Origin of the sequence: Catenulispora rubra (genome assembly GCF_015356825.1) — a bacterium.
Classification (GTDB): Bacteria; Actinomycetota; Actinomycetes; order Streptomycetales; family Catenulisporaceae; genus Catenulispora; species Catenulispora rubra.
The window spans coordinates 1-20,780 of record NZ_JAACYW010000203.1 but is presented as its reverse complement, the minus strand read 5'-3'; the positions used below and the strand labels follow the sequence as shown (position 1 = coordinate 20,780).

Here is a 20,780-nt window from a genome sequence, read left to right as displayed (position 1 = left end):
TCCAGGAACGGCCGGATCCTAGCGAACCGCGACGCGATCTCATCCTCAGTCAGCACCCTGCGGGCCTATCACAAACCGGCAGGGGATCTCTCGGACACCACCGCGTAGTTCTCACGCGAGCCCTTAGGTACACCGGGGCGTGCGCGAACAGGTTGAGTTCGCCGACGTGGTCCTCGTGGAAATGCGTGATGATCACCGCGCGGACGTCCTGTGGCCGGTAGCCGAGCTCTGCGAGGCGGGCCGACATGGTCTGCTCGGCCGGCAGATCGTACTCGTCGGCGTCCATCACGTACTCCATGATCGAACCGCGGTAGTAGTCGCGGTGCGCCGCCTGCGCCGGGCTGATGCCGGTGTCGATCAGAACCGGCCCCACAGTGGGGTGCTCAAGCAGGTAGGCGTGGATCGGCACCCAGATGAAGTGGTCCTTGTCATTGGCGAAATCGCTGATGGAGAACCCTTCCAGGCCGCCGTAGAACTGGCCGAACGGGACCTTGGTGCGGCCGATGCGCAGCGGGTGGATGTTCATGACCGGCTCCCTTCAGATCATCGGAACGATACCGTTCCGTCCTACTGTGAAGGTAGCCGTTGGCTCGTCGGAACGCAACCGTTCCGTCGCTGGTGTATCAGGATCCGGCGTTGTAACCCCAGTGCGTATCTCTTCTCGAATACACGACATCGGCACTCACTGATCTTCTAGCCGATCTCTACGGGGGGTATCACATGCACTGGAGCAGACGAACGCGGAAAGTGATCGCCGCAGTGGCGCTGGCCATCGGATTCGCCGTCACCTCGGCGGGTGGCGCGTCAGCCGCGAGCGCCACCGTTCCGTCGGGCGACCACGAGATCGTGTCCTCGGCCCTGACCGGGCCCAACAACTCGCGGGAGTGCCTTGACGTGACCGACGGCTCGACGTCGGCGGGCGCGCTCATCCAGATCTTCCACTGCCGCGGGACGGGCCCCAAGGGGCTGCCGCAGCTGTTTGATTTCATCCCGACACTCGACGGCAACTACGAGATTCTCAACAGGAACAGCAACTTCTGCCTGACACCGGACCCGGCGACCGGCATCGTGCGGGAATCTCTCATCCGGCAGGAACAGTGCGGCCCGCCCGGAAGCGGCCAGAAGTGGGCGGTCCTGGGAGACCCGGCGACGGGCTTCCAACTGGCGAACGTGGAGTCCGGCAACACGCTGTGCCTCAGCGCGCGGGGCGGCGGCAACGAGAGCGACCACGACGCGACCGCGCTCGAGGCCTGCTCCACCGTCCCGGAGCTGGAGCTCTGGCACTTCTGACGCTGAACCGCACTGGGGATCGCGCCGCAACCTGATGTGCCCGACGCGCCCGACGCGCATCAGAGTGTGGCGCGATCCGGTGGGCAAGAAGTTGGTCGGGGACCGTGGCCGGCGCGGGTGAACCAGGGCTCGGGCACCGAGTGCGTCGACGGTGCCGGTCGGTCGGATCTCACCTCGCGAGTGGCAGGTCCCTGAGTTGGCGACGCGACGTGATCTCAAGCTTCTTGAAGATGCTGCGCAGATGCGCGTCGATCGTCCGCGGGCTCAGGAACAGCTGCGCTCCCACCTCCTTGGAGGTGGCTCCGGTGGCGACCAGCCGAGCGATCTGGAACTCCTGGGCGGTGAGGCGGCCGGCGCTGCCTGTGGACGCGCGATTGTCGATCCGCTCGCCCAGTGCGGTCAGTTCGCGTGCGGCGCGTGCGGCGAATCCGTCGGCGCCGATCGCCGACAGCGTTTCGTGAGCTTCGCGCAGGCTTGTGCGGGCGGCCTGGCGTCGTCCCGCTCGCCGCAGCCATTCGCCGTGCAGGAGGTGGGTTCGTGCGGTGTGCAGGCGTCCTTCGCTGCGCTCGAAGCTGGCGATCGCGGCGCGGTAGAGCTCGTCGGCCTCCGCGCCGGCGGCGATGAGAGCCTGGCTGCGCAGGTCCACGCCCGAGGCCCAGGCGGTGGGGTTCGCGCCGGTCCGCTCGCTGAGCATCGCCACCACCGGTACCGCGAGGTCGCGGCGGCCCGATCGGACGGCCGCTTCCACGAATTCGTGCGGGGTGCAGGAGTGGAAGCCCATCTCGTCGAGCTCGACCGAGGGTCGGCAGGCTTCCAGCGCCTCGTGGTAGCGGCCGAGGCTGTTGAAGAACACTGCTTGGGCGAACTCGATGGCGGTGACGAGTCGGCCCTCGCCGCGTGCGACAGCGCCGCGGTGGGCCGTCGCGGCGAGTTCGGCCGTCCGCTTGTCCCCGCGCCAGGCGGCGAGGGTGATCTCGACGTATTCCATGCCCGGCAGGCCGATCTCCGCCGCGATGGCGCAGGCCTCGGCGACGTTCGCGCCGGCGTCGTCGAAGCGGCCGGCGTGGATGTCGGTCAGCGCCAGGTAGCTCAGCGACACCGGAAGCGCCGCCACCGCACCTGTTGAGCGGGAGGACCGGACCTGGCGGTCGGCCAGCGTGCGCCAGGCGGTGTCCTCGAACAGGTCCATCGCGGCGCTGCAGGCCAGCCAGATCTCGCCCGGTGAGAAGGCGTTGTCGTCCTCTTCCTTCAGATAGAGGTCGACGACCTGGCGAAGCAGCGGTGCGGCTTCGATGAATCCGGATCTGACGTGCGTCGCCAGACCGTCGAGCAGGAGGTCGAGAGGCCGCGCGGGCAACGGTGCCGGAAGCACCGCGCGGGCCCGGTCGGCCGTTTCGAGCAGGCGCGGGCCTTCGGTGTACCGGCCCACGAAGACAGCCGCGGCCAGGGTCTCCAGGAAGATGTCCCGGGCAGCGGCCTCGTCCAGGCGGACGGTGAGGTTCGCAGCCTGCTGAAGCCGCGCGACCGCCTCGTCGTTGCGGGCCTGGTCGAAGGCGATCCGGGCACGCAACGTGGCGCTGCGTGCGTGGCGGGAGGCGTCCGGCGGCCCCGCGTCGGCGACGGCCAGAAGGTCCAGCGCGGTGTCGCCGGCGCCGGCGTCCCGCTTCGCGTCGGCCGCTGCCAGTGCGCGCTCGGCCCGGCGCGCCGGTTCGGGCGTCAACCGGGTCGCCGCCTCCAGGAAGGCCGCCGCGGCCGCGATGCCGCCGCGCGCCTGGGCCCGGCCGGCCGAGAGTTCGAGCGCGTCGGCCACCTCGGCGTCCGGGCCGGTGGCGGCCTGGGAACGGTGCCAGGCCCGACGGTCCGGCTCGTCGGCGTCGTCGGCGTCCGACATGGCCCGCGCCAGCGCGCCGTGCACGGCCCGGCGATCGGACAGCGAGGCGTCGCGGTAGACCACGGACCGCACCAGCGGATGCCGGAAGCGCACCCACAGCCCGAACGTGATCAGGCCGGTCTCCTCCGCGGGTGTCGCCGCGGTCGAGCTGATGCCCAGCAACTCGGCCGCCCGCCACAACAGGATACTGTCCCCGGTGGTCTCCGCGGCGGCCGCGAGCAGCAGGAGCCGGGTGTCGGGCGGCAGCCCCCGCAGCCGCGACCGGAAGCTCGCCTCCACCTTGCCCGAGACCGGCACGGCGTCGGGCCGGGCGAACCCGCCCGCCAGGTCCGCGCCGCGCGGGAGCTCCAGCAGGGCCAGGGGATTGCCGTGGGCTTCGGCGAGGATGCGGTCGTGGACCCGGTCGTCCAGCGGAGCCCGGATCCGTGATCGCAGGAGGCTGAGGGCGTCCGGCTCCGCAAGGCCGTCGAGCCGGAGCTCGGGAAGCCCGGCCAGCTCCGGCTGGACCTCGGGCTCGCGGACCGCGAACAGGAACGCCACCGGCTCGTTCTGGACCCGGCGCGCCACGAACGCGAGCGTCCGTGCGGACGCCTGGTCCAGCCACTGGGCGTCGTCGACGAGGCACAGCAAGGGCTGTTCCGCCGCCGCCTCCGACAGCAGGCCGAGCACTCCCAGCCCGACCCGAAACCGGTCCGGCGCGCCTTTCCCTCCGATCCCGAAGGCGGCGCTCAGGGCGTCGAGCTGAGGCGCGGCGAGCTTCTTGAGCCCGTCCAGGACCGGGGAGCACAGCTGGTGCAGGGCGGCGAAGGCGAGCTCTGTCTCGAACTCCACGCCGCTGACCCGCAGGACGCGCACGTCATCGGCGGTGAGAACGGACTCCAGCAGGGCGGTCTTGCCGATTCCGGCCTCGCCCCGCACGACGAGCGCCCCGCCACGGCCCGCCCGCAGGTCTTGCAGGATCTTCTTCAGGGCATCGGACTCCGCACGCCGTCCCACAAGCTCCGCGCCTTCGCCCGGCGCACGGCGGTCCTGCATGTGCCCTGCTTCCTCCGAGGTCACCGCCTGTGCGTCACGGGGAGCCCTGGGCGGTGATCACATGATGTTCTCCGCGAAGTCTACTGGTCAATGGTTGGTAAGTTTCGGGAGGCTTGTGTGCGGAAAACTTACCATCCGTTGACCACTTGGCCGGTCGCGGGCGATCCGCCTATTCCGCGGCATCGGCAAAAGTAGGCGATCTTCACCGATGCGGTTTCCCGGTACCCCGGGAAGGCTTGAGGTTCGGCAGCTCCCAACGGAGAGGGAACCATGACCCTGAAGATCACCGTCATCGGCCGCGGTCGCGTCGGAGGCGGCCTGGCCCAGCTGTGGCGGCGGGCCGGACACGAGGTCACCGGCCTCGGTCGGGACGGCGGCGACGCCTCCGACGCCGACGTGGTCGTGGTGTCCGTCCCGGGCCCGGCGATCGCCGCCGCCCTGGCCGGGGTCACCGGTCTGGCGGGCAAGCCGACCATCGACACCTGCAACATCTACGGTGAGCGGCCCACCGGCCACCCGTCGCTCACGCTTCAGATCAAGGACATCATCGGCGGCCCCACCGCGAAGTCCTTCTCCACCAACTTCGCCTCCGCCTACGACGAGATCTCGAAGCAGCGGGTGACCCCGACCAACCTGTTCGCCGCCGAACCCGAGGTCCGCGCCCTCACCGAACGGCTCATCATCGAGGCCGGATACGAGCCGGTGTTCGTCGGCGACATCGACCCCGGCGCGCGCCTCCTGGAGGACGGCTCCGGCCTCACCCGGGCCATCGCCGCGGAGCTCGGCCCGTTCTTCTACCGATACGCGAGTGTCGGCGACCTGTAGCGGCGCCATGGGTCTCGACGGCGAGCGGGGCTCTATTCGGGCTCGCGGTAAAGCACCAGGAGTGTGGAGAGGGCGGCTGCATGAACGGCGACAACACGAAATCCGCTCGGCAGTCGTGCTTCGGGATGTGGGTGACCCAGGACGGTTACATCAGTCAGGAACTCCGGGCGGCTGGCAGGTACGACGAGGAGGCGTCGCCGGGCCGCCGGGCCGCGTCATTCCCAGGTGTAGCGCACCCAAGTAACCGCCCGGCCGATCCCCGGGCTGCGGGGGAGTCGAGGACGACGCATGGGTGATCTCGAACTGCTGGTCGTGGTCCTGGCCGCGGTGCTGCTGATGACCTGGACCGCGCGAACCCTGCGGCTCAGCGAGCCGTTGATGCTGCTCGCCGGGGGTGTCCTGCTGGGGCTCGTCCCGCGTTTCGACCACATCCACCTGCCGCCTGACGCGATCCTCATGCTGGTCCTGCCGGCGTTGCTGTACTGGGAGTCGCTGACCACGTCGACGCGCGAGGTGCGGGCCAACTTCCGCTCGATCGCGTTGTCCGCGACCGGGCTGGTCCTGGTCACCGCGCTCGCGGTGGCGGCGGTGGCCCACGCCCTGGGCTACGCGTGGCCGATCGCCTTCGTGCTGGGAGCCGTCCTGGCCCCGACGGACGCCTCGGCGGTGGGGGCGTCGATCGGGGGCATGCCGCGTCGCATCGTGACCCTGCTGCGCACCGAAAGCCTGCTCAACGACGGCACCGCCTTCGTCCTGCTCGCGGTCGGGCTCGAAGCCCTGACCACCGGGGACCCGTTCTCCGTCACGCACACCACGATCCGCTTCGCCGAGTCGTACCTCGGCGGAATCGTCATCGGCGCGCTGGTGGCGCTCGCCTTGATCCGTGTGCGCCGGCACCTCGCCGACCGCCTGCTGCACAGCGGCCTGTCGGTCGCCACGCCTTTCCTGGCCTACCTGCCCGCCGCCGCGATCCACGTCTCGGGAACCTTGGCGGTGGTGGTCTGCGGGCTGGTCACCAGCCGGATCGGGCCGAAGGTCATCGGCTCCGGGGAGCGCATCCAGGCCACGTCGTTCTGGGAGGTGACGACGTTCCTGCTCAACGGCGCGCTGTTCGTCCTGGTCGGTATGCAGACACCCGCGGCCGTGCGGGCGCTGACATCGGTCTCGCTTCTTCAGGCGACCGCGATTTCGGCGGCGGTCAGCGTGACCGTCATCGCCGCCCGGGCGGTGTGGTTCTACACCGTGCCCGTCGTGGTCCGCCTCGTCGACCGCCGGCCTCGGCAGCGGGAGGCGCGGATCGGCGCGCGCCAACGGCTGCCGCTGGCCTGGGCTGGAATCCGCGGGGCGATCTCGCTCGCCGCGGCTTTGACGATCCCGGCGACGACGGCCGACGGAAAGCCGGTCGCGCAACGGGACGCGATCGTGTTCATCACCGTCGTGGTCATCGTGGTGACCCTGGTGGTCGTGGGCCCGACGCTGCCTGCGGTCGTCCGTCAGGCCCGGTTCGGCGACGACGCCACCGAAACGGACGAGGAGGATCTCGCCGTCCGGCACATCGCAGCGGTCGCCCTGGCCGAGATGCCCGCTCTCGCCGACCGGCTCCAGATACCCGCGGACGCCACCGACCGGGTCGCCCGCGATCTTGCCAGGTTGGCGACCGCCCGTGACGCCACCGATGAGGCGGACGGCCACACGTATCGCCAAGAAAACGCCCTGCACTCGCTCCAGGAGGCGATCTTGAGTGTCAAGCGTGCCGCGCTGATCGACCTGCGACGTCGGCGCCGAATCGACGACGACGTCATGCGCCGCGTGCAGAACTACCTGGACTTGGAAGAACAGGGCCTGAGGAAGGCCATCCTGCTTCAGCACCACGTTGCCGCGACGACTCAGACCTCTGAGAAAGTGCCCGCGGACTGATCATCCGCAACGTCTCGAAGGCGGCCGCTGTCGGACTGGCCGGCTCAGCGGCCGGGATCAACAACGCCGGCGTGACCAGGTCACCCACCCCGACGCTTCGACGTTGATGGCCGACCTCATCCGCGACAGCGAGGGCTGTCTTGCCCCGGCCTTTCCTGCGGGCTGGCTAGGCTGGTCGCCGTGGACGAGGTACTGAGCGGCGGGATCACGAACGCGGGCGCGGTGGTCCGGCGCGGCGAGATCGTGGACCGCCCGGCGCAGGCACACGCGGCGGCGATTCACCGTTTTCTGGAGGCGTTGCCGGAGCACGGTTTCAGCGGCGCTCCCCAGCCCGTCGGCCTGCGCGGCGGCCGTGAGCAGCTGACCTTCGTGTCCGGCGAGGTCGCGCTGTTGCCGTATCCGGCTTGGTCGATGACCGACGCGGCCTTGCGGTCGGTCGGCGTGTTGCTTCGGCGGTTCCGTGAGGCGTCGTCGGCGATTCCGCTGGAGCCGGGCGTCCGGTGGGCTACGGACTGGGCCGATCCGCGAGGCGGCACGGTTCTGTGCCACAGCGACGTCTGCGTGGAGAACGTCGTCTTTCGCGACGGTGAGGCGTACGGCCTGATCGACTTCGACATGGCCGCACCGGGACGTCCGCTCTGGGACGTCGCGATGGCCGCACGCTACTGGGTCCCGATGCTCGATCCCGAGACGGCCGCGCGGTTTCCGTCCTACGTTGGCCTCGATTCGGTCCGCCGACTGCGGATCCTCGCCGACGGCTATGGGATGTCAGCCGAAGATCGAACACAGTTGCTCAGCGTTGTCGAAGAGGTGGTCGTCCTTGAGCGAGCGGACTACGCGGCTCGTGTCAAAGCCGGCGACGCAGCTTTCGTCAAAGCCTTCCATGACCACGGAGGCTGGGCCGCCTGCGATCGGTTGCAGGCGTGGCTCGCGGATCAGAGCGCGACCTTCCTCGCCGCCCTGATCCAGTAGACGAGCTCCGCGCCCGTTCCCGCAGGCTGCCGATGCCGATGCCGATGCCGGAGCTGCGGGAACGGGCGCGGAGCTGTGTCTCGCGGTGAATCTGTACCCTGCGGTGAATCTGTACCCTGCGATGAATCAGTGCCCTGTGATCACTGCGCGGGCGGCGGGAAGCCGATGACCCAGCGCTGCGCGAGCGTCCCGTTGCAGTTGAACAGTTGCAGCTGGAGGCCGGTGGCGGGGGAGGCGCCGGGCACGTCCATGCAGAACCCGGTGTCGCTGAAGCCGATCTTCGACTCCAGCTCGGTCACGTTGGGCAGCGTGGCGTGCGCGTCGAACTCCTCGTTGCTGACCGTGCGGCAGGTGTCCAGGCCCATCGGCGCACCGTTGTGGGCGCTGGTGAACGCGAACAGGCAGGCGCCGCTCCGCTGATTGACGAACTTGTACGTGGTGCCGCTGATCTGCTGGAACTGGAAGCCCTGCAGGACGGCCTCGTCGCTACCGGCCGGCGCGCACTTCACCTGCAGGACCGGCGAGTTCGGCCCGGCCGGCGTGGTCGGCTCCAGGCACAGGTTGTTGCCGACGTTCCGGATCGGCTGGAACTCGCCGTCGAAGGGCTTGATGACGTGCGAGGTGGCGCGGGTGGTGGTGGTCGGCGCGGCTTGGGCGGCGGCCGCCCCGGTGCCCGCGACCGCGGCGGCGGTCAGTGCCACCGCGGGGGCGAGCAGCCCGAAGATCCTGTTCATGGGTCTTGTGTCCATTCGATCGGGTGACAGTGGACGACCGGCCGGTCAACGAAAACCTACGGCCGGCGGCAGGTCACCCGGATCGGGAGCCATTCCCCATGTTCGCGTACGGAGCTCCCCATATTCGCTACGGACGGTGGCGGAACAAGACCACGTGCTTGCTGCGAGTGGCCTGCACGCCGAGGCGAGGCTGCGCAGGCCACTCGTGGTCATCGGACTCTCAGCCGGTCGGCAGCCCGGCGGCGTGCCAATACTGGTTGTTGCCGTTGTTGCAGTCCCAGATCTGCAACGCGGTTCCCGACCCGCCGTACGCAGGGTCGTCCAGACACTTCCCGGAACTCACATTGACCCAGGTCCCGACATACTCCAGCGTCCATTCCTGGTCGGCGGCGCCGGTGCACGTCGACAGCACGACGGGGGTGCCGTCCGCGGTGCCGCCGCCTCGGGCGTCGAGGCACTTGCCGTAGACGGTGACCGTGGTGTTCTGCCCGAACATCGGGTTGGTGAGGGTCCACTGCTGGTTGCTGCCGTTGTTGCACTGGTAGATCTGGACCGGGTTGCCGTCCGCCGTCCCGAAGGCCGTGTCATCCACGCAGAGTCCATGGAGGCCGTAAACGGGCCCGGTGATCGGAGCGACGGCGGCGGAACTGGTCCCCGCGCCGGTCACCACGGCACCGAGCGACAGGGCCGCGACGATCGCGAACCGCGAGCGGTGCGGGGTGTGAAGCGCGGATCGAATTCGTCCACTGATCATCGACGTGACTCCTTCGAAATGGATGGTGGCACGGACAATATGTGCCGTACCAGGCATACGGACCCTGGTTCCGGATTGTCAACGGCTGCTGAAAGCCGGCGCCGCAGTGAATCTTGTGGAGGGTCTGCCGTACGGCGGGCTTGACGCGACAGGCGTGGCTTTTGCGGGCCCGCGGTTGCCGATGCCGTCGGGAATCAATGCTCTGCGATTTTGAGGATTGCAGACCGGTCCCGTGACGGCGAAATCAACTTCGGCCTCGGCTCGAGAAGCCCTGGAGTTGTGTCTATTAACTAAACCGCCATGGCGGACAACCACTGGCGACGCCGGAAGATTCTCCCGCTCGCCCCATTGTTGGGCTCGCCTCGCGCGCTCTGTGCGGCGGTCTCAATGATGTCTCAAGGATGGAGCGATCCACGATGAACCCCGATGTGCCCGCAGCCGCCGAACCGGGTGTCTCCCGCCGGCGTCTGCTCGGCTCGGCCGCCGCGGCCGGCGGCATGGCGACGGCGCTCTCGCTGCTGCCCACCAACGTGGCCAAGGCGCTCGCGGACCAGGCCGCGTCCGGTTCGGCGGCGCGCGGGCGGTTGCGCGACGTCGAGCACGTCGTGCTGATCATGCAGGAGAACCGCAGCTTCGACCACTACTTCGGCACCCTGGCCGGGGTCCGCGGATTCGCCGACGACTGCGCTGCGCAGCTGGATTCCGGCCGGTCGGTCTTCTACCAGCCCGATCCGAGCAACCCGGACGGCTACCTGCTGCCCTTCCACCTCGACAGCCGGACCACCGCCGCGCAGGCGATCCCGTCGACCGGGCACGGCTGGGCGGTGCAGCACGCCGCGCTCAACGGCGGGGCGATGGACAGCTGGGTCACCGCGCACACGAAGTTCGACGGCGCCGCGGTCGGGCCGTTCACGATGGGCTATTACACGCGTAAGGACATTCCGTTCCACTACGCGCTGGCCGATGCGTTCACGGTGTACGACAACTACTTCTGCTCGGTCATCGGCCCGACCCATCCAAACCGCTACATGTACATGACCGGCACCATCGACCCGAACGGGCGGTTCGGCGGTCCGGCGATCGACAACAGCCAGCTGCACGGCACGTATTCGTGGACCAGCTATCCCGAGCGGCTGACCGAGGCCGGCGTCTCCTGGATGTGCTACCAGGAGACCGATTCCTACGGCTCGAACGGCTTCAACGTGCTGCAGTTCCTCAAGCAGTACATCGACGCGCCGAAGGATTCGACCCTCTACAAGAGCGCGATGGTGAGCACCCCGGCCGGCCAGTTCGAGTACGACGCGCTCAACGACAAGCTGCCCACGGTCAGCTGGGTCTTCCCGACCCTGGGCGTCTCCGAGCACCCCGACGCGCTGCCGAACGCCGGCGCGGCGTGGCTGGCGAGCAAGCTCGACGCGATCGCCGCGAACCCCGAGGTGTGGGCCAAGACGCTGGTCATCATCAACTACGACGAGAACGACGGCCTGTTCGACCACGTCACCCCGCCCCTGCCGCCGGACGGCACGCCGGACGAGTTCGTCACCCGCACCTCGCCCGGCGGTACCGCCGGCGGCGGCCAGCCGATCGGCGCCGGCTACCGGGTGCCGTGCATCGTCGTCTCGCCGTGGACGGTCGGCGGCAACGTGTGCAGCACGCCGCTGGACCACACCTCGGTGCTGCGCTTCCTGGAGCGGCTGACCGGGGTCGCCGAACCGAACATCAGCGACTGGCGCCGGTCCACCTTCGGCGACTTCACCGAGGTCTTCGACCGCAGGGCGAGCCGCGGCCGGTTCCCGGCGCTTCCCGACACCAGCGGGCCGCTGACCCTGGCCGCGTACGAGGCCGGCCAGCTGCCGCTTCCCGCGTTTCCCGGTGCCGGGCAGACCTTTCCGGTCCAGGAGCGAGGTCGGCGGCGCCGCTTGGGCTGAACCTCGATGATCCGTGGTGCGTATTGCACGCCGACGGGCACTGAGAGGGATGGGTAGAGCCGATTTGGAGCCAACCCACAGCAGAGAAGGGAAGTGGTCCACGATGAAGATCGGCCTGGTGCTGCCTCAGACATCGCAGTACGACCTTCGAACCGACGTGGTCACTGTCGCGAGTGGGGCTGAAGTACTCGGCTATTCGAGCCTGTGGGCCTACGAGCGGACCCTGTTCCCGCTCCAGCCCAGGGACGGCGCGTACGGGGTCCCGGGGCTGCCGTGGCCGGACGTCTACCGCTCGACGGCCGAGCCGTTGACCGTGCTGACGCTGGCCGCGGCGGCCACCTCCGTGATCCGGCTGGGGACGTGCGTCCTGGTCGCCGGGCTGCACCAGCCGCAGCACCTGGCCAGGACCTTCGCCACCCTCGACCAGGCGACCGGTGGCGGCCGGGTGACAGCCGGCCTGGGCGTCGGCTGGTCCCAGGACGAGTTCCTGGCCGCCGGCGCGGACTTCCGAAGCCGTGGCCGCTCGCTGGAGGAGACCCTGGACGCGTTCCAGGCGTTGTGGGGCGCCGATCCGGTGACCTACCGGGATTCCCGGATGCGGATCGACGACGCCGTGGTCGGGCCCAAGCCGCTCGGCCGCATCCCGGTGCTGATCGGCGGCGGCAGCTCGGCGGGCGCGCTGGACCGCATCGCCCGCCGCGCCGACGGCTGGCTCGCCACCGGCGTCCCCGCGGCGGTCATGGGGGAGCAGTGGAAGCGGATCTGCGAGGCGGCGATCGGTCACGGACGCACCGAAGACGCGGTCGGGCTGACGCCGCTGATGCACGTCGCGCCGACCGCGACCGCCGCCGGGCCGGACCGTGTGCGGTTCCACGGCTCGGTCGGACAGGTGGTGTCCGACATCGCGGAGATGGCGGAGATCGGGGCGGGGGAGGGCATCGTGGCGATCACGAACGCCGGGTCCGCGAAGGAGCTGCTGGACAAGGCCGCGGCGTTGATCACGGCTTTGGACGGTCAGGGCCTGCGCGACAGGTGAGTCGGGAGTCGGCGGCCACGACGCGTCTCGCGTCGGTCATGAGGCAGCGGTGCTGCGGGCTTATGGGTCGCGTCGGGTCGCGTCGGTTCACAGCGTGAATCCGCGTGTATAAGGCGCGCTCCGCGAGCGGGTGAACCTGCCGGCGCCACGACGCGTAGATCCCGACGGACGCCCCGGCCGTCGGCTGTCATCTCCTCCTGCAGGCGCATCCGGGGCCGCTGAACGAGGAGGCGAAGTGAACGGCGACCTCACCGACTCCCAGTGGGCCCGCCTGGAGCCGCTGCTGGCCGAGCCCCGGATCTCGCGCAAAGGCGGCCGGCCGCGGTCCCGGTCGCGCCGCGAGCTGATCGACGGCATTCGCTGGCGCTTCCGGCAGGGCGCCAGCTGGAGCCGCCTGCCGGCGAAGTACGGACCGCATCAGACGGTGTACGCGCTCTATTACGCGTGGCGCGAGGACGGGACGTGGGAGCGGCTGGCCGCGGCGCTCGGGGACGGAGCCGAGGCCTGCTGCATCTTGCCGTGGGTCCGCGACGGGGGTTCCCGGGGCCGGTGAGCTGGGCCCGCCAGTGATCGTCACTGGCGAACCGGGCTCAGGCGGTGCCGGGCTCACCGACGAATCGGGTTCGCTGATGAACCTGGCGAACCGCTGATCCGTAGTGACCTCCAGCTGACCGCGAGTGGCCACTTGCTGCGCAAGGACGTTCTTCGCCGCTCTGGAATTGGAGGCCCGTGGAGATGAAACAGCCTGCCGGGTACGACGGCTACACCGCATTCGCCTACCTGGACGCCGATGAGAACCGCGCGTCGTTCGACCTCGCGACCGACGTCGGCCGATTACCTTCCTACGAAGCAGGCCTCACGGAGGCCCAGGAGCTCCGGGCCCGCGAGCTGATCGCCGGAAGCCTGGTCATCTCGTTGCACGACCATCCGTTCCGCCTGCCCGCCGATCTGGACCAACTCGCCGCCTACCAGGCCACCGGCCGCGTCGCGCTCGGCTACGCGGGCCTGAGGCGGTCCGGACTGGACGCGGTGTTCGACAACGTCGGCTTTCCCGGGTGGTCCTGGGACCGGACCATCACCGACTTGGGGATGCGGCTGTGCGACGTGGCGCAGCAGGACTTCGTCACGATCGCACGCGGCACAGCCGAGCTGCTTCGGGCCCGGGAGGCCGGACGCGTGGCGCTCGTGCTCGGTCTGGAAGGCTCCGAGGTGATCGGCGACGAGCTGGACCGCATCGACGTGCTCTACGGCCTGGGCATACGCCAGCTCGGCATCGTCTACCAGCAGCAGAACGCCCTCGGCTCCGGTCTCCAGGCCGCCAAGGACGAGGGACTGACGGCCTTGGGGCGCCGGGCCGTGCGCCGGATGAACCAGCTCGGCATCGCGATCGACATATCCCACGCCGGCGACCGGACCGGCCTGGACGTCATCGAGGCCAGCGAACATCCGGTCCTCATCACCCACGCGGGAGCCCGGGGAGTGTGGAACACCCGCCGGATGAAGCCCGACCGCGTCCTCGTCGCCTGCGCGGAAGCCGGCGGGCTGATCGGGCTGGAGGCCGCACCGCACACCACGCTCAGTGCGGCGAATCCGGTGCACAGCATCGCATCGGTGATGGACCACTTCCGCTACTGCGTGGACCTGATCGGCGCAGAGCATGTCGCCTTCGGCCCGGACACCTTCTTCGGCGACCACGTCGCGCTGCACGGGCAGGTCGCCGGAACCCTGAACCTGGCTGCCTTCCACGCCGCCGGGCCGCCGTTCACGCCGGTCGGCTACGTCGACGGCTTGGAGAACCCCGGCGAGTGCTTCCCGAACATCGTGCGCCGGCTGGTGGGCGACGGGTGGAGCGACGCCGAGATCGTCAAGGTGATCGGCGCGAACGTCCTGCGAGTGCTGGACCGGATCTGGGGAGCACGCCGATGACCACCGCACCCATAGTCGCGAACCCGCGGCAGCCGTCGCTCCCGAACGCTCCGTGGCTCACAGCGCGAGATCAGGAGTGGTTCGGGGACCACCTGAGCCGCTGGCTCGGCGCAGGTGCCCGGATCAAGACGCCGCCGCCGGCACCCCGGGCGTTCCTGCCGTCGCCGACGCGCGCGGCGCTGTCCAGCGACCGCCCGCGGGTGGTCGCGGAGTTCTTCGAGGGCTGTCTCCGCGTCTACCTGGCCGTTTTGGCCGGCGATGTGCCGCGCGAGGTCGGCGCGGCGCTCTACGGCGACCTGCCAGAGCACCTGGGACTGGAGTTCCACCGCTCGCTCGGCGCGGCGGCCGTCACCGCACCGCACAGCTTCCGGACCGACGAATCGCTGGACGGCAAGATCTTCGAGATCCAGGCGCCGGGGTCCGGCTGGGGCGAGTACCTGCTCGCCGTCGAATACCTCGCCGACCTCGCGGGCAGCCACGACCGCGACACCTTGGGCACAGACGGCGAGGCCACCGCGATCGCCTATACCTCGGCCCTGCGCCAGGCGCTGGGGACCGTCGACCCTTGCGTGATGTACCTGATCGACACCGCCGGCGGGCAGACCGGCGTCCGGTACTTCCTGGAGCGGACCCGCGCCGCCGGCACGTTCTACTTCGGGCTGGACCCCGGGATCGGCGCCGACGACGTCCACCACATCAGGTCCCACAATCTGGCCAGCCTGTTCACCGAACACCGTCCCGCGCTGCATCTGGCTCGGGCGCTCGACGAACCGTTCCTGTACGACCAGTCGCTGAACTCCATGTTCTACAGCAAGGTCACCACCGCGTTGCCCTTCTGGAGGCACACCCGATCGCTGTTCAGCGACCGGGACCGGGATCTGTTCCCGTATACGGCGATCCTGGAAGCGGACGGCGTGCAGATGCCCGACGGGCGTCTTGCGTCCCGGGCGGCTTTCGCTCATGAACTGGCGCGGCGGCCATACCTTCTCAAATACGCCGGCTCCGATCCCTACAGCGGTAGCGGTGGCACCGGAATCCATCTGCTCGACGGCGCGTCGACCCGCAGTCTGGAATTGCTGAATCAAGCTTGGGATCAGTCCGCGACCGGCCGGACCTGGATCGTTCAGGAGGCGGTCTTCGGGCCCTACCCGGAATGGGACGAACAGTTCCCTGATGTTCCCGGGCGGGTCCCGAAACTCAGTGTGCTGTGTGCGTTGGGGACCGTCCTCGGCTCGATGATCCTGGCGGGCACCCGGACGATCGTCCACGCCGGAGGGAGCGCCGCCCTGGCTGTGTGCGGTTCTGTGTGCGCATCGCCGGTCGACTCGGACGGGGTGTCGCTGTGAGCAGCCCGGGACGCCGTCTGCGGTTGGCTGCTTCGGTGAAGGGGCTGGGCTATCACGCGAGTGGCTGGCGTCTGCCCGGTATGCCGAAGGTGGCGGATTTCGAGGTGTACCGGACCATGGCGGCCATCGCCGAGCAGGGCCTGTTCGACCTCGTGTTCATCCCCGACCGGCAGACCGCGGCGCTGCACGATCGTCCGGCGGGCGCCCTCGGCCAGGCCAGCTCGGCCACGGATCTGGAACCTATCACCGTGCTGTCCGCGCTGGCTTCGCTGACCAGCAACATCGGCCTGGCCGGCACCATGTCCACCACCTTGCAGGAGCCGTACCAGATCGCGCGGCAGTTCGCCTCACTCGACCACATCAGCGGCGGGCGGGCGGCGTGGAACGTCGTCACCTCAACCCTGGACGACGAGGCTCGCAACTTCGGCCTGGAGCGTCTGCCGGCGAAGGCCGAGCGGTACGCGCGCGCCGAGGAGGCGGTGGACGTGGCCACCGGCCTGTGGTCCGGCTGGGATGCCGACGCCTTCGTGTTCGACGCGGCGACCGGCCGGTACTTCGACCCGGACCGGGTGCGGCGGCTGAACCACCGGGGGCGCTACTTCAGGGTCGACGGGCCGCTCAACGTCCCACGGACGCCGACCGGCCGGCCGGTCCTCATCCAGGCCGGCGCCTCACCGGCCGGGCTGGACTTGGCGGCGCGGATCGCAGACGTCGTCTATACCGTGCAGAGCACGATCGGCGCCGCCCGCGACTACTACGGGGCGTTCAAGGAGCGGGTCGCCGCGCACGGACGCGACCCGGCCGAAGCGCTGGTGCTGCCCGGCATCCTGCCGATCCTCGGCCGCACACGAGCCGAGGCCGAAGCGCGCTACGGTCGGCTCCAGGAAGCGATCGACCCGCATCTCGGGCTCGCCCACCTGGGCCTCTTCCTCGGCGACCTGTCCGGCCACGACCTCGACGGCCCGGTCCCGGACCTGCCCGAGACCGACAGGGTCCCCAGCCGTCGCCAGGTGTGGCTGCGTCTGGCGCGCGAGCACGGGCTGACCATCCGGCAGCTGTATCAGCGCACTGCCATCGCCAATGGCCATCTCGAAGCCGTGGGCACCGCGGCGGACGTCGCCGACGTGATGGAGGAGTGGCTGGCCACCGGCGCCGCCGACGGCTTCAACGTGATGTCGGCGCTGGCCCCGGCGAGCTTGGCGGAGTTCGTGCGCGAAGTGGTGCCGGAGCTCCAGCGCCGCGGCCTGTTCCGCACCGCGTACGAGAGCAATACCCTGCGCGGGAACCTCGGTCTGCCCGAGCCGTGCGGGGGCACCGGTGAGTCGCCGTTCATGGCATCCCGAGGGCTTTGCCGGGGTTCAGAATCCCATGAGGGTCCAAGGCCTGCTTGATCTGATAGTGGACCGCGAGGCTGACGTCGCCGACCTCCTCGGCGACCCAATGCCGCTTGAGCAGGCCGACGCCGTGCTCGCCGGTCAGGGTGCCGCCGAGGCGGAGTGCGGTGCGGAAGACTTCGGCGGCAGCAGTCCAGGCCGGTTCGGGGACCGGGGCGTTCGCGGGCGCGTCGTCGAGGACGAAGATGGGGTGCAGGTTGCCGTCGGCGGCGTGGGCGAGGGTGGCCACGCGGACGCCGTGCCGGTCGGCGATGGCGGACACGGCGCGGACGGCCTCGGCCAGCCGTGAGCGGGGGACGGCGATGTCCTCGATGAGGACGCGGCCGAGCTTCTCCAGCGCGGGCAGTGCCAGGCGGCGGGCGCGCAGCAGTTCGGCGGCCTCCGCGGGGTCGTCGGTGACGGCGACGTCGGTGCTGCCGGGCCTGATCGCGCTGAGCGCGGCGTCGGCCTCGGCGGCGGCGCCGGCTCCGTCGGTCTGCACGATCAGCAGCGCGCCGCCCCGGGCGGCGAAGCCGGTGGCTTCGGTGGCTTCGGTGGCTTCGGCGGCGTCGATGGCGGCGAGGGTGGCGCCGTCGAGCAGTTCGGCGACGGCGGGGCGGATGCGCTGGGCACGGATCCGGGCGACGGCTTGCGCGGCGCCCTCGACGTCGTCGAAGAACGCTGCGATGGTCGAGGTGGACGCGGGCCGGGGCAGCAGGCGCAGGGTCGCGCCGACCACGACGCCGAGCGTCCCCTCCGAGCCGATGAACAGGCTGGTCAGGTCGTATCCGGTGACGCCCTTGACGGTGCGCCGGCCGGTCTGGATCCGGCGCCCGTCGGCGAGCACGACGTCCAGGCCGAGCACACTCTCCCGAGTTACGCCGTACTTGGCGCAGCGGAGTCCGCCGGCGTTGGTGGCGATGGTGCCGCCGATGGTGCAGATCTCGACGCTGCCCGGGTCCGGCGCGTAGCAGAGCCCGTGCTCGGCGGCGGCGCGGTCGAGGTCGGCGGAGATGACGCCGGGTTCGACGACGGCCAACTCGTCGTCGGGGGAGAGCTCCAGGACGCGGTCGAGCCGCGCGGTGCTCAGCACGATCTCGCCGTCGGTGGCGGTGGCGGCCCCGGACAGCCCGGTGCCGGCGCCGCGGGTGACGACGGGAGTCCGTGCCGCGTCGGCCGCGCGCAGGATCGCGGCGACCTCCTCGGTGCTCTCCGGGAAGACCACCGCCGAGGGCAGGCCGTCGGGAGCCCAGCCGGAGCGGTCGTGGCGGTGCGCGGCGAGGGTTGGCCGGTCGATGCGGATCCGCTCGGCCGGGAGCACAGCAGCGAGCAGATCCACGACGCCGCTCGCAGCGCCGGTCGCAACGCCAGTCACGCGTCGGCCTCCAGCACAGCCGTCCCCAACTGCCGCAGCACGATGTCGTCCTGCGGCGCGTGGATCGCGGCGAACTGGATGTCACGCAAATGCCGCTCCAGCGGCAGCCCGCGGCTGAGCCCGGGATTGCCGAGCAGCCGCACAGCCAGTGCCACGGCCGCGTTCGCCTGGCGCACGGCCAGGATCCGGGCGGACTGCGCGGCCTTCGGCTCCGGGTCCTCCCCGCGGTCGTACTGGTCGGCGACCGAGTAGAGCAGCTGCCGCGCCCCGGCCAGGTTCACCTCGATCTCGCCGGCCGCGTCGCGGAAGCGGTCGGTGCGCGCGATCGGATGCCCCAGGTTCGCCGGGACGCGCTCGTGGGCGAACCGGTGAAAGGCCTTCTGCGCCGCGTGCGCGACGCCCAGGTAGATCGCCGCGACGGTCAGCCCGAGCGCGGCCAGACCCTTGTTGTCCTGCTCGGCTCTGGCCCCGCGCTCGACCGGGTCCAGGATGTGCCCGGCCGGGATCTCGACCTCGGTGAAGCTGACGTCGTGGCTGCCGCTGGCGCGCAGGCCGAGCTGGTCCCAGTCGTGGTGGACCGTGATGCCGGGACGGTCCGCGGGCACCACGAACGTCGCGATGCGCGGCGCCGGCTCGTCGGTCCCGGCCCAGACGAGGAAGTGTGCGAGCCCGTCGGCCCCGGTGACGAAGCGCTTGCGGCCGCTGACCGACCAGCCGTCGGCGGTACGCCTGGCGACGGTCGCCGGCAGTCCGCCGCGCGCGGGCGAGCCGAGCTCCGGCTCGACGCGCGCCGCGTTGAGCAGCGTCGGACGCTCGGCCGAGCTGTTCAGGACCTGCTGGTAGAGTTCCTCGGGCCAATGCGGACGCTGCGCCTGCCGCAGGTGCGTGAGCAGCGTCATCGCGGAGATGAGCGCGACGGAAGGGTCGCCCTCGCCGAGCGCGGCGAGCACTCGCGCGCTGCCTCCGATGCCCAGACCGGCTCCGCCCTGCTCGACGGGGACGGTCGCGGTCAGCAACCCGGCCTTGTGCACGGCTTCGATGCCGGTGGCGGGGAACTCGCCGGAGCGGTCGTAGTGGTCCGCGTCGGCAGCTAGCGCGGCGGTGACCGGGGCCAGGTCGTCCAGGATGCTCATGACATAGCCTCTCCGGCAGCGTTGAGAGCCTTGGCGAACTCGGCGTTCAGATCAGTGGACCAGAACGACGACACCGTGACCGTCTTCGGCAGGGCATTGATACCGCCGAAGACGTCCGAGACGGACTGTTCCGAGGCGATCGCGGCGGCACTGGTCGGCACGATGCGGGTCTGCTGCTGGGCCTCGTCCGCGGTGAGCTGGCTCAGCGCCTCGCTCACCGGTTCGTGGGTGGCGGTCGCGGTGGCCTGTGCGAACGGCTGCTGATGTCCGTCGCGGATATAGGCGTAGGCCTTGTTGATCCGGACGAGCAAGTCCACCAGCGCCGCCTTCTGCGCGGCGTTGCCGAGCAGCGAGTTCGACACCTCCCACGGGAAGTTGCCGGACAGGATCTGCTCGGCGGAGCCGATGGTGGTGGCGCCGCCGGCGTGCGCGGTGATGATGGAGTTGCCGTAGCTCGCGAAAGCGGTGATGGAGCCGGAGTTGAGCGCCGCGACGCCTTCGTTCGGCGTCAGCGGCACCGGCGTGATGTCCTTCCAGGACAGGCCGGCCTGGACCAGCAGCTTGTCGAGGAAGTACTGCGCCGTGGTGTTCTGCACGTAGCCGACCTTCCGGCCCTTGAGCCCGGCCACGTTCGTGACGGCCGATCCTTTGCCGACGACCAGTTCCTGCAACAGCGTGTTCGCCTTCTGTACGGCCACGACCTTGAAGTTCACCGTGCCGCCGGCGGCCGCGAAGACCGGCGGGATCTCGCTGCTGTCGGCGACGTCGAGCGCGCCGGACTGGATGGCCTGGAGCTGGAGGTTGCCGCCGCTGAACACGGACCAGGCGACGTGGTAGGGGGTGTCGTCCAGGCCGGCCACCTTCAGCGCGGCCTCGAAGTTGTTCCAGCCGGTCACCCCGACGCGCAGCGTGACCGAGGACGCGGCGGCGCCCTGCGCGTCGGCGGCTTTGGCGGTGCCGGCGGAGGACGTGGAACTCGCGCAGGCCGACGCGGCCAGGGCGGTTGCGGCGGTGGCGGCGGTCAGGGCGACCGCTTTCGCCCTGACCCTCCAATCGTTACGCATGACAGTCTCCTGTTCGTCGGGTGCTGAGGGCTTCAGGAGCTGTAGGTGGTGGTGCAGACAGTGCCGTTGAGGCTGATCGCGGCCGGCGACGGATAAGCGCCGTCGTTGTTCCCGACGAACCCGATGCTCGCCGAGTTGCCGCCGTTCGCCGCCAGGTTCGCGTTCCAGCTCAGGCTGGTGG

At 70.1% G+C, this 20,780-nt stretch carries 19 protein-coding genes; 11 read left to right on the top strand and 8 right to left on the bottom strand.

Annotation, left to right across the window (positions count from 1 at the left end):
• Window positions 1–49: 49 nt before the first annotated feature.
• Window positions 50–526 carry an MBL fold metallo-hydrolase gene (locus GWK61_RS37950; protein WP_194916539.1) on the bottom strand — a complete coding sequence of 159 codons (477 nt, stop codon included), beginning with the start codon at window positions 524–526 and terminating at the stop codon, window positions 50–52.
• A 221-nt stretch (window positions 527–747) separates the two neighbouring features.
• On the opposite strand from GWK61_RS37950, the gene GWK61_RS37945 reads away from it, so the two are divergent.
• Window positions 748–1,290, top strand: a complete 543-nt coding sequence (locus tag GWK61_RS37945) for an RICIN domain-containing protein (RefSeq protein ID WP_194916538.1) — start codon at window positions 748–750, stop codon at window positions 1,288–1,290.
• A gap of 169 nt (window positions 1,291–1,459) precedes the next feature.
• Here the strand turns inward: GWK61_RS37945 and GWK61_RS37940 are convergent, their stop codons facing one another.
• Complete coding sequence (locus tag GWK61_RS37940) at window positions 1,460–4,216, bottom strand: AAA family ATPase (protein ID WP_194916537.1); 2,757 nt, start codon at window positions 4,214–4,216, stop codon at window positions 1,460–1,462.
• Window positions 4,217–4,486: 270 nt separating this feature from the next.
• On the opposite strand from GWK61_RS37940, the gene GWK61_RS37935 reads away from it, so the two are divergent.
• The 4 genes from GWK61_RS37935 (at window position 4,487) to GWK61_RS37920 (ending at window position 7,930) form a co-directional block, all read left to right on the top strand.
• The gene (locus tag GWK61_RS37935; protein ID WP_228563603.1) at window positions 4,487–5,041 is read left to right on the top strand and encodes an NAD(P)-binding domain-containing protein; all 555 of its coding nucleotides are present in this window, start codon (window positions 4,487–4,489) and stop codon (window positions 5,039–5,041) included.
• Between the two features lie 80 nt (window positions 5,042–5,121).
• Window positions 5,122–5,337, top strand: a complete 216-nt coding sequence (locus GWK61_RS61040; protein WP_194916536.1) for an Atu4866 domain-containing protein — start codon at window positions 5,122–5,124, stop codon at window positions 5,335–5,337.
• The gene (locus GWK61_RS37925; protein WP_194916535.1) at window positions 5,330–6,958 is read left to right on the top strand and encodes a Na+/H+ antiporter; all 1,629 of its coding nucleotides are present in this window, start codon (window positions 5,330–5,332) and stop codon (window positions 6,956–6,958) included. The genes GWK61_RS61040 and GWK61_RS37925 overlap by 8 nt, the downstream gene beginning before the upstream one ends.
• A 180-nt stretch (window positions 6,959–7,138) precedes the next feature.
• Window positions 7,139–7,930, top strand: coding sequence for a phosphotransferase (locus GWK61_RS37920; protein ID WP_323747939.1), 792 nt, complete (start codon window positions 7,139–7,141; stop codon window positions 7,928–7,930).
• Window positions 7,931–8,070: 140 nt separating this feature from the next.
• Here GWK61_RS37920 and GWK61_RS37915 read toward each other — a convergent pair whose 3' ends face one another.
• On the bottom strand, window positions 8,071–8,664 hold the full coding sequence (locus GWK61_RS37915) for an RICIN domain-containing protein (protein ID WP_194916534.1): 594 nt from the start codon (window positions 8,662–8,664) through the stop codon (window positions 8,071–8,073).
• A gap of 220 nt (window positions 8,665–8,884) precedes the next feature.
• Entirely contained in the window at window positions 8,885–9,418 is a 534-nt protein-coding gene (locus GWK61_RS37910; RefSeq protein ID WP_194916533.1) for a ricin-type beta-trefoil lectin domain protein, read from the bottom strand.
• A gap of 416 nt (window positions 9,419–9,834) precedes the next feature.
• Here GWK61_RS37910 and GWK61_RS37905 point away from each other — a divergent pair, with 416 nt between their 5' ends.
• The 6 genes from GWK61_RS37905 to GWK61_RS37880 all read left to right on the top strand — a co-directional run bounded on the left by GWK61_RS37905 (window position 9,835) and on the right by GWK61_RS37880 (window position 17,045).
• A complete protein-coding gene (locus tag GWK61_RS37905; protein ID WP_194916532.1) occupies window positions 9,835–11,346 on the top strand; it encodes an alkaline phosphatase family protein in 1,512 nt (503 codons plus the stop codon).
• Window positions 11,347–11,449: 103 nt separating this feature from the next.
• Window positions 11,450–12,382, top strand: coding sequence for a TIGR03619 family F420-dependent LLM class oxidoreductase (locus tag GWK61_RS37900; RefSeq protein ID WP_194916531.1), 933 nt, complete (start codon window positions 11,450–11,452; stop codon window positions 12,380–12,382).
• 235 nt (window positions 12,383–12,617) lie between these two features.
• A complete protein-coding gene (locus GWK61_RS37895) occupies window positions 12,618–12,935 on the top strand; it encodes a transposase (protein ID WP_194916530.1) in 318 nt (105 codons plus the stop codon).
• Window positions 12,936–13,117: 182 nt separating this feature from the next.
• Complete coding sequence (locus GWK61_RS37890; RefSeq protein ID WP_194916529.1) at window positions 13,118–14,308, top strand: dipeptidase; 1,191 nt, start codon at window positions 13,118–13,120, stop codon at window positions 14,306–14,308.
• A complete protein-coding gene (locus GWK61_RS37885; protein WP_194916528.1) occupies window positions 14,305–15,654 on the top strand; it encodes a hypothetical protein in 1,350 nt (449 codons plus the stop codon). The genes GWK61_RS37890 and GWK61_RS37885 overlap by 4 nt, the downstream gene beginning before the upstream one ends.
• The gene (locus GWK61_RS37880; protein WP_194916527.1) at window positions 15,651–17,045 is read left to right on the top strand and encodes an LLM class flavin-dependent oxidoreductase; all 1,395 of its coding nucleotides are present in this window, start codon (window positions 15,651–15,653) and stop codon (window positions 17,043–17,045) included. The genes GWK61_RS37885 and GWK61_RS37880 overlap by 4 nt, the downstream gene beginning before the upstream one ends.
• On the opposite strand, the gene GWK61_RS37875 is transcribed toward GWK61_RS37880, so the two are convergent.
• Genes GWK61_RS37875 through GWK61_RS37860 form a run of 4 tightly spaced genes read right to left on the bottom strand, consistent with a single transcriptional unit; the run spans window position 16,984 to window position 20,772 of the window.
• Window positions 16,984–18,402 carry an FAD-binding oxidoreductase gene (locus GWK61_RS37875; RefSeq protein ID WP_323747938.1) on the bottom strand — a complete coding sequence of 473 codons (1,419 nt, stop codon included), beginning with the start codon at window positions 18,400–18,402 and terminating at the stop codon, window positions 16,984–16,986. The genes GWK61_RS37880 and GWK61_RS37875 overlap by 62 nt on opposite strands.
• Window positions 18,399–19,535 carry an acyl-CoA dehydrogenase family protein gene (locus GWK61_RS37870; protein ID WP_194916526.1) on the bottom strand — a complete coding sequence of 379 codons (1,137 nt, stop codon included), beginning with the start codon at window positions 19,533–19,535 and terminating at the stop codon, window positions 18,399–18,401. Before GWK61_RS37870 ends, GWK61_RS37875 begins: the two co-directional genes overlap by 4 nt.
• Window positions 19,532–20,599: an ABC transporter substrate-binding protein gene (locus tag GWK61_RS37865; RefSeq protein WP_194916525.1), complete on the bottom strand. Its 1,068-nt coding sequence runs from the start codon at window positions 20,597–20,599 to the stop codon at window positions 19,532–19,534. Before GWK61_RS37865 ends, GWK61_RS37870 begins: the two co-directional genes overlap by 4 nt.
• 32 nt (window positions 20,600–20,631) lie before the next feature.
• Complete coding sequence (locus tag GWK61_RS37860) at window positions 20,632–20,772, bottom strand: cellulose binding domain-containing protein (protein WP_228563605.1); 141 nt, start codon at window positions 20,770–20,772, stop codon at window positions 20,632–20,634.
• Between the last annotated feature and the right edge of the window lie 8 nt (window positions 20,773–20,780).